Below are 12,120 nucleotides of genomic sequence, written 5' to 3' on the forward strand. Positions count from 1 at the left end.
ATACTGCAACAACAAACACAACTCAGGAGAACCAGCATGCAAATCGGCATCATTATTATCGGCGATGAAATTCTGAATGGATCAAGACAAGACGGTCATTTTATATTTTTTAAACATTTATTTAAGCAACACGGCCTTCAAATGGCATGGGCACAGTATCTGCCCGATGACTGCGATACCATTACTCGCCAGTTGAAACAGTCTTTTGAAGAAAAACTACCCGTATTTGTAACCGGCGGTATTGGCGCAACACCAGATGATCACACTCGCCAAGCTTGTGCGGTTGCTTTGAATCTACCCTTGCAGGCTCATCCTGAAGCACTAAAAAATATTGAAGCAATTTCAATCAGACAAGGCGACACACTTAATAGTCCATCTCATTTACAGCGTGCCAAAATGGCTGAATTTCCACAAGGGGCAGCGCTTATTCCCAATCCGTTTAATAATATTGCCGGCTTTTCTATTAAAGAGCATTATTTTTTCCCCGGCTTTCCCAAAATGGCACACCCCATGGCTGAATGGGTGCTGAATACCTATTACAGCAAGAATTTTTTTCAGCATCAGATCACGGCTAAAGCCGCGCTGGTTGACGGTGTACCTGAATCCAGAATCGCCCCCTTGATGGAGCAGATTGAACAAAAATGGCCAGGTATCAAAACGTTTAGCCTCCCAACTATTCGGGAAGATTTGCCTAACGATGAACAAATCCATCAATATCGTTTGGAATTTGGTTTAAAAGCATGGGATAAAAACTGCGAAAATCTACCTCAAGCATGGCATGAAGCTCTACACAGCTTAAAGCAGCTTGGGGCCACCAAAATTACCTTACTGGAAAACAGCAGTGAGGGCTAAATCAGATTCTCTATGCGATTAAAGGGGTCTGACAACCAGATAAATCCGGTAATTTATAGAAAATTTACCTGAGCAAAAGCAAAATAAAAGGGTTTCAAACTAAATCTTTCTCGCTCACAGGCAGAAAAAACCATACTTTCGCTCCTTTACATGCAAAACGGTTTTGTATTTGCCTTTCATTTGGCAAACAACTAGAATTCCAGCAACTCAAGACTTCACCTGGTTTTGCGTTAAACCTCAACGCGGTATGCAACATTTCCACGGGACGCAAAACCTCTATACATACAGCTTAGCAACAGGTTTTAAATTATTCATGACAACACTGCACAAATACAATTTTTCTGCCGGTCCGGCCATTCTACCTGAGGCCGTATTACAGACAGCTCAGGCTGAAATGCTGGATTACAATGGTACCGGCACTTCAGTCATGACCATGAGCCATCGTTCCGATGCTTTTCTCAGTATCCTGCATCATGCAGAACTGGATCTGCGTCAGTTGCTGCATATTCCAGATAATTACAAGGTTTTGTTTATGCAGGGCGGCGCCAGTGCTCAGTTCAATATGGTTGTCATGAATCTAGCCAATGGTTTTAAACGGGTGGACTCTGTTGTGAGTGGCAATTGGAGCCGTATCGCCCACAGCCAGATGGGTAAACTATCTGATGCTGAGATTCATCTTGCTGCCCATGGTGGTGATCTGTATAACTATACTGATGTTCCGGCACCAGAAACTTGGGACGTTGATCCAGATTCTGCTTTCGTTCACTACTGCATTAATGAAACTGTGCATGGCCTGCAGTATCGCAATATTCCCAAACCCGATGGACTACCACCGATTGTCTGTGACATGTCGAGTGAGATACTTTCACGGCCAATTAATGTTGCGGATTTTGGCTTGATCTATGCCGGTGCACAAAAAAATATCGGCCCTTCTGGTGCCACCATTGTGATTATCCGTGAAGATTTGCTTGAACGCTGCTCCGATCGCATACCGGACGTATGGAATTACCATAGCCATATTATCCGTCAGGGCATGTATAACACACCAGCCACCTATCCGATTTATATTTCTGGTTTGGTATTCCGCTGGCTACAGGCCAATGGTGGTGTGGAACAGATGCAGGCTATCAATACCATGAAAGCAGAAACTTTGTACTCCGCCATAGATAACAGTAATGGTTTTTATATCAATAATGTAAAAGAACATGCGCGTTCGTACATGAATGTTATTTTCCACACACCTGAAAAAGAGCTGGATAAGCTATTTGTGCAACAAGCTAATGCGTATGGATTATGTACGTTACAAGGCTACAAATCCATGGGAGGCATGCGTGCCAGTATTTATAATGCTATGCCATTACAGGGTGTAGAAGCCTTAGTGAGCTTTATGCAAGAATTTCAACGCCGATACGGTTAATAGATTCTGTTTTGTATCAGTACGGTGCAGCCATATGAGGCTGCACCTTTTTATATGAATCATTCTGTTTTCTATGCATGTGTAAAAAATTAAAACACTAATTTTTTATTACAGCCATATTTACAATTCAAACTAACACGCAATAAAACGATAGTATTCAGGATGCAGAAATATTTAAAAGCCGCTACTTGCCTCACTTTACTGTGTGTTATCATCAATAAACCTGAAAGTGTTTTCTAACTCAAGCACTTCGGCCATTTCCTAAATTGAAAACGTCTGAAACCCACCTACTATGTTTTCTGGTTTCGTAACCTAATCCATTATTGTATTTTTGATACTTTCTATAACAAGCAGGCTTAAAAATTAGCAATATTCTGTTCCATATAAGCTTAGCAAAGTGGAAAATATCAAACATAATAAGAATTTCATCTTTCTGGTCCAGGAAAGTCAATCAGGTTTACTGATAATCCAGACCAATATCAAGATAACGCACGCTATGCGTCAGATAGCCCATTGCCAGAAAATCTACACCGGTTTGTGCTGCAGCCAAAAGTGTATCTGGACGTAAATTACCAGATGCCTCTGTTTGACATTGCCCTTTGCACCAGCTTACTGCTGTTCGCAATTCTTCCACAGACATATTATCCAGCAATACTAAATCAACACCTACATCCAGTACCGGACGCAGCTGTTCTAGCGTATCTACCTCCACCTCTATAGCAATAAGATGTCCTGCATAAGCTTTTGCTTGCCGTAGGGTAAGGGCAATGTCACCTCCGGCCAGAGCAATATGATTATCTTTAATCAGAATAGCATCGTCCAGTCCCATTCGATGATTACGTCCCCCACCCATTCGTACTGCATACTTCTGAATAGCGCGCAGGCCAGGCAAAGTTTTTCTGGTACAGGTGAGCAAGGCACCTGTAGGCGCAATCAGTGTCTGAAGTTCGTGTGTGGTAGTGGCAATACCGCTTAAATGAGTCAGAAAGTTTAGGGCTGTACGCTCAGCAGCCAGAATAGCCCGAGCATTACCTGTAACCTGTGCCAGCACAGTATTTGCGGGAATGATATCACCATCATTTTGATATATTTTAAATTTTAGATTAGAGTCGATTAATGCAAAGCTTTGCCGTGCCAGTTCTAGCCCGCATACTACTCCTTCTGCCCGAGCCACGATGCTGAATTGTGCAAGGCTCTCGACCGGTACAACTGCTTGGGAGGTAATGTCTCCGCGGCGCCCCAGATCTTCCACTAGTGCTGCCTGTACTAATGGACGCGTAATAATTTCAGGTAAATCATTCATCATGATTTTCTCATTTGTATTTATACTCGTTTAGAGTATATATGAGATAAGACTTTTACGAAAAGGAAAATTTAGACAGGTCTTGATTTAATTTTTGCTATAAGGTTGATGCGCGCCAGAAGTGCGTTCAGTGTTCACAATGCCAAAAGCAGGATTAGATAAACTCTAATTCTGTATTTTAATAAAGTAAGCATCTTAGCTCTGCCGCAACATGTGCGGCATATGTATCCCTATGATATTTATGTCAAAAAATTTTGTTAAAAATCTTTATGATACAGAAAGGTATTAGATGTGATTACCAATCAATGGGAGCCGATAACCGGAAAGCAAGCTTTCTTGCAATACATTTTCATTAAAACGGTATAGTTGTGCCGGACGTCCACGCTCTGCAACCATAGTTTCACCAGTAGCTACAACAAGCTGCTGATTGTTAACCAAACGACGAAAATTTTGTTTATGCAGCTCCACACCATTCAATACTTCAATACTGCGCTGCAACTGATACAGAGTGAATTGGGGCGGCATTAAATCAAAAATAACTGGCCGGTATTGTAATTTAGCGCGCAATCTCGACACAGCCGTAGCCAGAATCCGACGATGATTAAATTGCATGGGACGACCAGTTAATTGTGGCGGAAGCTGATTATCATAATACGGTGACTCAGCAATAATGCCAGTCTCATACATCAACTCATAGCGCAGCAGAGCATTTTCGGCAATCCAGTGCTGCCCGTTTATACCCCAACATAAATTCAGGCGTTGCTGCCGCTGATTACGGATTTCCTGATTGGGTGCGGCATCTACCCAGTTCTGCATCGGCAGAATCAACTGGTTGAGAATATGCGCATGTTGCGGACGACGGCTGTCTTCCCATGGAAAGTATTCATACCAGTCTTGCCATTTTGCTTCCAGCGTCAGGCCACTTTCAGCCGTCTCTTTTACTAGACCTAGATAACTAATATTGATAACTGCCTGACCATTGTGATGGCTACGCTTCATGTCAACAAAAGTATACAGCTGTTCAATATAGCCAAGTGGCTGACCGGTCTGCTGATGTACCCATGTTCTTGCTCCAGCCTGCAAAGAGTGGTGCACTGGTTTTAACGGACCAAAAGGCAATAAGCTGCCATCGTGAATGGTAAGCACGCGGGCACTAAAATCCGTTACTGCAAACAACACGGCCACCAGCTCAGCTGCACTATCGCTATAACTGGATGAGGGTAAATCAGCTGTTGTGTGCATGCAGATAATACTCCTTAATCAACACTCATTAATTGTAAAGAAAATGTTGCCAAAAAACAAAACCTGCGCAGCCGGTTTTTATGAATCAGCCATTCATTCAGCTCTTTAATGAAATCACACCATTATCAAATCTATTTACTTTCTTCCCGTCACGTTCTTTACATGTTGCTTTATATACTCATATTGAGCATAATAATTTAATCCTGATTAAGGAGTGTCTATGCAAACTGTACCCAACCATAAGCAATGGCGTGCTTTTGATTATGAAAAACCATCTGTACAGCTAAAAAAATATGCTACTGATGCAGCTACGCATGGTCAGCCTGCCACGACCGTACTGGAATGTGCATGGGCGAAAATTCCATCGCAACCAACTAAAGAACAGAAGCAGGCTTATTCTGAGCAAATTACTACATTATTGCAGCAGCATCAGGCAGTAATGCTCGCACATTACTATGTTGAACCAGAATTACAGGATTTGGCTCTTGCTAGCGGAGGTATGGTGGGCGATTCGCTTGAGATGGCGCGCTTCGGTGCCCGCCATCCGGCACAGACACTGCTGGTAGCCGGAGTGAAATTCATGGGCGAAACAGCGAGCATACTTAGTCCAGAAAAAACCATACTCATGCCGGATTTGCAAGCAACTTGTTCTTTAGACCTCGGGTGTCCGGCAGATGAATTCACAGCTTTTTGTAATCAGTATCCGGAACGAACTGTCGTGGTTTATGCCAATACCAGCGCTGAGGTTAAAGCCCGTGCCGATTGGGTTGTTACCTCTTCGATTGCGATTGAAATCGTATCTTTTTTACATGCTCAGGGTAAAAAAATTATCTGGGGACCGGATAGGCATCTAGGCGAATACATTCAGAATCTGACCGGTGCTGATATGGTGCTGTGGCAGGGCTCCTGTTTGGTGCACAATGAATTTAAAGGGCAAGAACTGGCATTGATGAAAGCCCGTTATCCGCACGCTAAAGTATTGGTACATCCTGAATCGCCGGCAACAGTAGTGGCTCTGGCAGATGTGGTTGGTTCTACCAGCCAGTTGCTACAGGCAGCAATCAACGATACGGCTGATTCTTTCATTGTAGCCACTGATCAAGGCATTCTGCATGAAATGACCAAACAGGCACCAGCAAAAACATTTCTGGCGGCGCCCACTGCCGGTAATGGTGCTACTTGTAAATCGTGTGCTTTCTGCCCATGGATGGCCATGAACGGTCTAGAGTCCTGTATCGATGCGCTGAACCACCAAGAGCAGCATCGCGTACAACTTCCAGCAGCATTAAGCCAGCAGGCCAGCTTGTCGATCCGGCGCATGCTTGAGTTCTCATCAGCCTGGCGTGAATTTCAAGCTTTTAGCTCTACATCTAATACTTTAAATATTTTATCCGATCAGTTTATTCCTTGGATCAGACAACATGACCACTTTGCCTCCCTGCTCAACTGCTGAGACAGATGTGCTGATTGTTGGTGCCGGTCTGGCCGGACTGACAGTGGCTTTATCTTTACCTGAACATTTTCATATTACGGTTGTAGTCAGGCAAGACTTGTCAATATGTGCCAGCACTCTGGCGCAAGGCGGTATAGCCGCTGTAATCGATGAAGCAGACAGTGTGGCTGAACATGTAGCCGACACCCTTATTGCCGGAGCAGGAAGCTGTGATGAAACTCAGACAGCCACCATTTTGGTTGAAGGTGCTAATGCAATTGAGTGGTTATGTGCGCATGGGGTGGAATTCACGCGTGAAAATGGGCAATTACATCTCACACGCGAAGGTGGACATGGCAAGCGGCGAATTGTGCACGCAGCCGACCACACAGGACACAGCATCACCGAAACCCTTCAGCAACAGCTTCTGGCTCGCCCCAATATACAAGTACTCACCCATACTTTCATAAATGAGGTGATACTGGAAAATACTGTTTGCACTGGCGCCAGTGTCACGATAGCAGACAGTGGTGAAACCATTCTCATTCGAGCTAAACATACGGTATTGGCAAGCGGTGGTCTGGGTCAGTTATTCTCGCTGACCACTAATCCACTTACCGCCACTGGGCATGGCGTCGCTGTAGCTGCGCTGGCGGGTTGCAGAACACGACAGCTTGCTTTTGTACAGTTTCACCCCACTGCGCTTGCACTACCAGCTAATCCGTGTTTTCTGATTTCAGAAGCAGTACGTGGAGAAGGCGGCATTCTGCGCAACAGCCAAGGGCAGCGCTTCATGCCTCAATATGATGAGCGCGCCGAATTGGCACCCCGAGATATCGTCGCTCGTGCCATCGCTGCTGAAATAGCCAAATCTGGCCATCATTGTGTCTATTTGGACATTACGCATTTATCTGCTGACTTTATCCGCACACATTTCCCGCAGATTTATCGGCATTGCTTAAAGCAAGGGCTTGATATTACCTGCGAATTCATTCCAGTTGCCCCGGCAGCGCATTATGCCTGTGGCGGTATTATCACCGACACGGCTGGCCGTACCGATGTGCCACAGCTATATGTTATTGGCGAAACCGCCAGTACGGGCTTACACGGAGCCAATCGTCTGGCCAGTAATTCTTTGCTGGAATGTGTCGTTGTTGGGCGGGCGGCCGCCGCCAGTATGGCCGCTTCAGATTCTCATACCCTGACTTGGCCTCAACATCTAAAGAAAGAATCGACCGAGCTATTGTGGCAACAGCCCGTGCAGACATCTGTTTCAGTGCCAGATATGCATACATTTAGCCTACAAGCACTGCAAAAACTCATGAGCCGATATTTTGGTATATGCCGACGCACTGAAGACATGCACACATTACACATGCAGTTACAGCAATGGTACCTGCATGCTGTCAGCCAGACAGATAAACTGACTCTGGTTACAGCACTACTGATGGTACAAGACGGTTTAAATCAAACAGAAAATCGTGGTGCACACTTTAATGTTGATATTGCTTAAAATTTATATATGTATTTTACGTTGAGCACATTGTTTTTTGGCGGCTGCAAGCGCCTGATTAAGCTTGTCTTCAGTTAACCTACCAATCAAAGACTGTTGAAAACCGCATTCTGTCGCCCGTACCTGCGTGTAAGGTATGCCGCCAATACTATTGCCGAACTGTCTCATCCAAGCTCTGCTGTCCGTGCCGGTGTAGCGATATAGCGGGTAGCTGACTTTTATCTGACGGGTAAAGCGTTGTAAATTAGCCTCAGTGTCTAGTGCCACCCCTGCTACGTTTACCCTGCCTTTACCTGATTTCTGTTGCTGAAGATACCAGCGCGAAAGCATAGGCATTTCACTACGGCAGGAAGCACACCATGTCGCCCAGATATTAATCACTTGTACAGTACTATTTGCTGGCAATACTGCGGCCTTACCTTGAGGCCAGCTTTGCAGCTCTGCTGCCTGCACGTGCAATCCGCCAGAAATCAATAAACTTAATACCACTGTTTTTTTCAAAACACGGATGAATTGAAACATAGCCTTTCCTAAATATTACGTTTCACAGCAGTAATTATAAAATATTTTATTTACAATTTCGGCGCCAACGCGGCAAGCTGTTTATTCACCATACTACTTTTAGTTTTAATACCTAAGCCAAGCATGTATTTTTATTCAAATAATTTATTTACACTCACTACTGAAACTTAGTCTGATCTTTAAAATAATTAATAATACTTGTCAAAATTTGAAGTTTCGTCCACACTTCCTATTTAGATTTTCCATTTATTTTGAAGTTCAGGGATAATCATGACAAATACCGTCATACTGTATCATAACCCTAATTGTTCTAAATCCCGTGCCGCCTTGTCTTTACTACAGGTTCGCAATGTCAACACTAAAGTCATTCCCTACCTGACCGAACCATTATCCGAGGCACAGATTCGCGCGCTAAAGCAGAAGCTGGCCATCCATTCTGCAAGGGAGATGATGCGCAGCAAAGATGATTTATATGCACAGCTCAATCTGGTAGAGGCAGATGAAGATACCTTGATTGCAGCTATGGCTGCCCACCCTATTCTCATTGAGCGTCCTATTGCTGTCTTTGGCGATCATGCAGCCATCGGCCGGCCGTTAACCAATATTGAAGCCTTATTAGAGCAATAAATGTCCAATGGCACACGCTTCGGCTTCTGGTATTGTCTGCGTAGTGTGATTACTGCCGGTAGCTTGTTTGTTGCCGCCAATTACGCCATCAGTATGGCGACTGTCTATCAGTTTAGCCATCCGCAGCTGCTCAGTGAAGCCGATGCAGCCATTGTGCTCGGTGCTGCGGCATGGGATAAGCGCCCGTCACCGGTTTTTCGTGAACGTATCAATCATGCCATCAATCTTTATCGCGCGGGAAAAGTAAAAAAAATACTATTCACCGGTGGTAGTCCGCGCAGCGGTTTTATGACTGAAGCAGCGGTAGGTCGTCGTTATGCTATTCGCAACGGTGTAGATGCCAGCGATATCATTTATGAAAATCATTCACGTGACACTTGGCAGAATCTGGTGAATGCTCAGGCAATTGCTGAAGATAATGATATAAACACTTTTATTATTGTTAGCGATCCCTATCATTTGGCGCGAGCCTGTATCATGGCCCGCGACTTAGGATTGGATGTACAGGTTTCTCCCACCCCTACTACCCGTTATACCGCTACCCAGTCCAAACTACGTTTTCTGGCTCAGGAAAGTTATACCCTCATGGTCTACCAGTGGGTCAAGCATCTCGCTCACTTTCCCCAGTTGATTCAGTCATTCCGCAGCAAATTTTCTTCTTTTTCCTAAGCCAACCGGCACTGGCAGAGCAATGAAATAGCTGCTGGCTACAGGATACCCTTACGCGTTTCGTTATTTGCCAATCAGGATATAGCATTATTTTCTGTTGTTTGAATCTTTATTGCTATGTGTAGCAATTGAAACTTTTTATGCCAGCCTGTTTGGACACACTATGAAGCATCTAAGCGGCTGAATGATTCAAGTCCCTTATCGAGTGTGCACAATCAATAGTATGATTATCCCTAAATGCCATTCATCCGGCATCATTTTATAACAGAGGTTAAAATCATGGATCGAAATCAGCAATTATTCGAACAGGCTAAAACCATTATTCCCGGCGGCGTGAATTCACCGGTAAGAGCCTTTGGCAGCGTTGGTGGTATTCCCCGCTTTATTAAAAAGGCGCAGGGTGCCTATGTGTGGGATGAAAATGAAAGCCGCTATATCGATTATGTCGGTTCGTGGGGTCCGGCTATTGTGGGGCATGCACATCCGGAAGTAGTAGAAGCCGTGTGTCACGCAGCAGAAAATGGCCTGTCTTTCGGTGCACCCACCGAAAATGAAATCCGTATTGCCGAAGCAATCCGCCATATTATGCCGAGTATGGAACAAATCCGGCTGGTTAGCTCCGGTACAGAAGCCACCATGAGTGCTATACGGCTGGCTAGAGGTTTTACTAAACGTGACAATATTATCAAGTTTGAAGGCTGCTACCACGGCCATTCTGACAGTTTACTGGTCAAAGCAGGTTCGGGTCTGCTGACTTTCGGCCATCCCAGTTCTGCCGGAGTACCTGAGGATTTTAGCCGCCATACGCTTGTGCTGCCCTACAACGACATTGAAGCATTAGAGCAAACTTTTGCCAGCAAGGGCGACAGCATTGCTTGTGTGATTGTAGAACCGATCGCCGGCAACATGAATATGATACCGGCCACATCAGAATTTGTGCAGGCCATGCGCAGACTCACTGACCAGTATGGCAGCGTATTAATTTACGATGAAGTTATGACCGGTTTTCGTGTCGCACTGGGCGGTGCACAGTCTATTCACGGTATCAAACCTGATTTAACCACCATCGGTAAAATCATCGGAGGCGGCATGCCGGTAGCGGCTTTTGGCGGGCGTGCAGATATTATGTCCTGCGTTTCCCCCTTGGGTCCTGTATATCAGGCTGGCACTTTATCTGGTAATCCAGTATGTGTAGCTGCAGGACTTAAAACGCTGGAAATTATCCAAAGACCAGATTTCTACAACACACTCAGCGCCCGTACTTTAGAACTGAGTAAAGGTTTGGCCGCCATTGCAGAAGAAGCAAATATTCCTTTTACTAGTCGCAGTATAGGTGGGATGTTTGGCTTTTATTTCACTGCCGAGCTTCCGACTTGTTTTAGCGATATGCAGCGGTGCAATCAGGTATTGTTTAAAGAATTTTTCCATGCCATGCTGGCTCGTGGCGTCGCTTTCGCTCCATCTGCTTATGAGTCCTGTTTTGTTTCTGCCGCTCATAACAGCGAAATCATTGCTGACACACTGGGACTGGCTGCTGAATCCATGACTGAAATTGCTCGTACTGTTTAACACAGTTATTTTTTATTTGTTACCGGCGTAACCTTTTTGGATACGCCTTTTTTATTCTGCTGAGAATGTTTGAAACACAACAAATATACGCTGCTTACACAAGTCTATGGTCTCAGTTTTAACCAGAAACTCATTAGCATAACTTTTGAAATTCAAATAATTAATCGTGCTTTTGATATCTCCAATTTTATCTCTGACTTCTCGGAAAAGGTTTTCGCTATTCCGATGTATAAATAGAGTTTAATAATGAGATTTTTGACATTTTATTGCGTAATATGGCAATCGCAGATGATGTTTAATCTGGCTTTTCTACCGTTTTTTTAAAATTTTCTCGGGCATTGACGCTAATTTGCGCTTACATTTGTCAGATAGCAGTTAATAAGCGTCATTTTATTTCACTAAAAACGGCTACTATGCCCGCAAAATACCTAAAAACTTGAAGATTAAAAAGAAAATTAATTTAAACCTGTAGTATATATAATTTATTAACTTATAATTACATTTATTTAACAATAAAATACATTTATCTAAGTCTTGCCTAAGTATTGGCGACCATACTGTTCAGCAACAAGAACCGAGATGGTTATTGTCCTAAACTACTTAAATTGGAGATTTGTCATGAAAAAAATCACTGCTGCTGTTGTAAGCGCTATTTTTGGTTTAACTGCTGCTGCTTCTTTTGCTGCTCCTGCTGCAGCCACCACTACTACTACCACTAACACCACTGCTGCTACAACTACTGTAAAACCAGCTGCTAAAACTGTTAAACCGGTTGCTAAAAAAGCTCAGGTAAAACGCACTCACGCTAAAAAAGCACACGCCAAAAAAGCTGCTGCTAGCACTACTACTACCAAACAAACCACTACTACAACTGAAGCAAACTAATCAGTCTGCGGTTAACGTTTGAACAAAACCGTTTCAGGTATCCTGAAGCGGTTTTTGTTATCATAGGCAGCCTGAAGCCTGAAACAATA

At 44.1% G+C, this 12,120-nt stretch carries 11 protein-coding genes; 8 read left to right on the plus strand and 3 right to left on the minus strand.

Annotation, left to right across the window (positions count from 1 at the left end; translation table 11 throughout):
• The first annotated feature begins 36 nt into the window (after positions 1–36).
• On the plus strand, positions 37–852 hold the full coding sequence (locus J3U67_RS02190; protein ID WP_267390213.1) for a competence/damage-inducible protein A: 816 nt from the start codon (positions 37–39) through the stop codon (positions 850–852).
• Between the two features lie 313 nt (positions 853–1,165).
• Positions 1,166–2,269 carry a 3-phosphoserine/phosphohydroxythreonine transaminase gene (gene serC / locus J3U67_RS02195; RefSeq protein WP_267390212.1) on the plus strand — a complete coding sequence of 368 codons (1,104 nt, stop codon included), beginning with the start codon at positions 1,166–1,168 and terminating at the stop codon, positions 2,267–2,269.
• Between the two features lie 457 nt (positions 2,270–2,726).
• Here serC and nadC read toward each other — a convergent pair whose 3' ends face one another.
• Positions 2,727–3,575 (minus strand): carboxylating nicotinate-nucleotide diphosphorylase, encoded by an 849-nt coding sequence (nadC, locus tag J3U67_RS02200; protein WP_267390211.1) that lies wholly within the window; start codon positions 3,573–3,575, stop codon positions 2,727–2,729.
• A 282-nt stretch (positions 3,576–3,857) separates the two neighbouring features.
• Positions 3,858–4,814, minus strand: a complete 957-nt coding sequence (locus J3U67_RS02205) for an NUDIX hydrolase (RefSeq protein ID WP_267390210.1) — start codon at positions 4,812–4,814, stop codon at positions 3,858–3,860.
• 220 nt (positions 4,815–5,034) lie between these two features.
• On the opposite strand from J3U67_RS02205, the gene nadA reads away from it, so the two are divergent.
• Positions 5,035–6,267: a quinolinate synthase NadA gene (gene nadA, locus J3U67_RS02210; protein ID WP_267390209.1), complete on the plus strand. Its 1,233-nt coding sequence runs from the start codon at positions 5,035–5,037 to the stop codon at positions 6,265–6,267.
• On the plus strand, positions 6,236–7,759 hold the full coding sequence (gene nadB, locus J3U67_RS02215) for an L-aspartate oxidase (RefSeq protein WP_267390208.1): 1,524 nt from the start codon (positions 6,236–6,238) through the stop codon (positions 7,757–7,759). The genes nadA and nadB overlap by 32 nt, the downstream gene beginning before the upstream one ends.
• A 3-nt stretch (positions 7,760–7,762) precedes the next feature.
• Here the strand turns inward: nadB and J3U67_RS02220 are convergent, their stop codons facing one another.
• Positions 7,763–8,281 carry a TlpA disulfide reductase family protein gene (locus J3U67_RS02220; RefSeq protein WP_267390206.1) on the minus strand — a complete coding sequence of 173 codons (519 nt, stop codon included), beginning with the start codon at positions 8,279–8,281 and terminating at the stop codon, positions 7,763–7,765.
• 270 nt (positions 8,282–8,551) lie between these two features.
• On the opposite strand from J3U67_RS02220, the gene arsC reads away from it, so the two are divergent.
• From arsC to J3U67_RS02240, 4 genes are all read left to right on the plus strand, one after another.
• Complete coding sequence (gene arsC, locus J3U67_RS02225) at positions 8,552–8,908, plus strand: arsenate reductase (glutaredoxin) (protein WP_100140085.1); 357 nt, start codon at positions 8,552–8,554, stop codon at positions 8,906–8,908.
• Positions 8,909–9,577, plus strand: a complete 669-nt coding sequence (locus J3U67_RS02230; protein WP_267390205.1) for a YdcF family protein — start codon at positions 8,909–8,911, stop codon at positions 9,575–9,577.
• Between the two features lie 279 nt (positions 9,578–9,856).
• The gene (gene hemL / locus J3U67_RS02235) at positions 9,857–11,146 is read left to right on the plus strand and encodes a glutamate-1-semialdehyde 2,1-aminomutase (RefSeq protein ID WP_267390204.1); all 1,290 of its coding nucleotides are present in this window, start codon (positions 9,857–9,859) and stop codon (positions 11,144–11,146) included.
• A 618-nt stretch (positions 11,147–11,764) separates the two neighbouring features.
• Complete coding sequence (locus tag J3U67_RS02240; protein ID WP_100140082.1) at positions 11,765–12,031, plus strand: hypothetical protein; 267 nt, start codon at positions 11,765–11,767, stop codon at positions 12,029–12,031.
• The last annotated feature ends 89 nt before the right edge of the window (positions 12,032–12,120 follow it).

It is taken from the genome of Snodgrassella sp. B3837 (assembly GCF_026535955.1).
GTDB classification, from domain to species: Bacteria; Pseudomonadota; Gammaproteobacteria; order Burkholderiales; family Neisseriaceae; genus Snodgrassella; species Snodgrassella alvi_E.

Coding starts and splice junctions, on each gene's coding strand:
- J3U67_RS02190 (WP_267390213.1), top strand. CDS start 37: ATGCAAATCGGCATCATTATTATCGGCGATGAAATTCTGAATGGATCA.
- serC (WP_267390212.1), top strand. CDS start 1,166: ATGACAACACTGCACAAATACAATTTTTCTGCCGGTCCGGCCATTCTA.
- nadC (WP_267390211.1), bottom strand. CDS start 3,575: ATGATGAATGATTTACCTGAAATTATTACGCGTCCATTAGTACAGGCA.
- J3U67_RS02205 (WP_267390210.1), bottom strand. CDS start 4,814: ATGCACACAACAGCTGATTTACCCTCATCCAGTTATAGCGATAGTGCA.
- nadA (WP_267390209.1), top strand. CDS start 5,035: ATGCAAACTGTACCCAACCATAAGCAATGGCGTGCTTTTGATTATGAA.
- nadB (WP_267390208.1), top strand. CDS start 6,236: ATGACCACTTTGCCTCCCTGCTCAACTGCTGAGACAGATGTGCTGATT.
- J3U67_RS02220 (WP_267390206.1), bottom strand. CDS start 8,281: ATGTTTCAATTCATCCGTGTTTTGAAAAAAACAGTGGTATTAAGTTTA.
- arsC (WP_100140085.1), top strand. CDS start 8,552: ATGACAAATACCGTCATACTGTATCATAACCCTAATTGTTCTAAATCC.
- J3U67_RS02230 (WP_267390205.1), top strand. CDS start 8,909: ATGTCCAATGGCACACGCTTCGGCTTCTGGTATTGTCTGCGTAGTGTG.
- hemL (WP_267390204.1), top strand. CDS start 9,857: ATGGATCGAAATCAGCAATTATTCGAACAGGCTAAAACCATTATTCCC.
- J3U67_RS02240 (WP_100140082.1), top strand. CDS start 11,765: ATGAAAAAAATCACTGCTGCTGTTGTAAGCGCTATTTTTGGTTTAACT.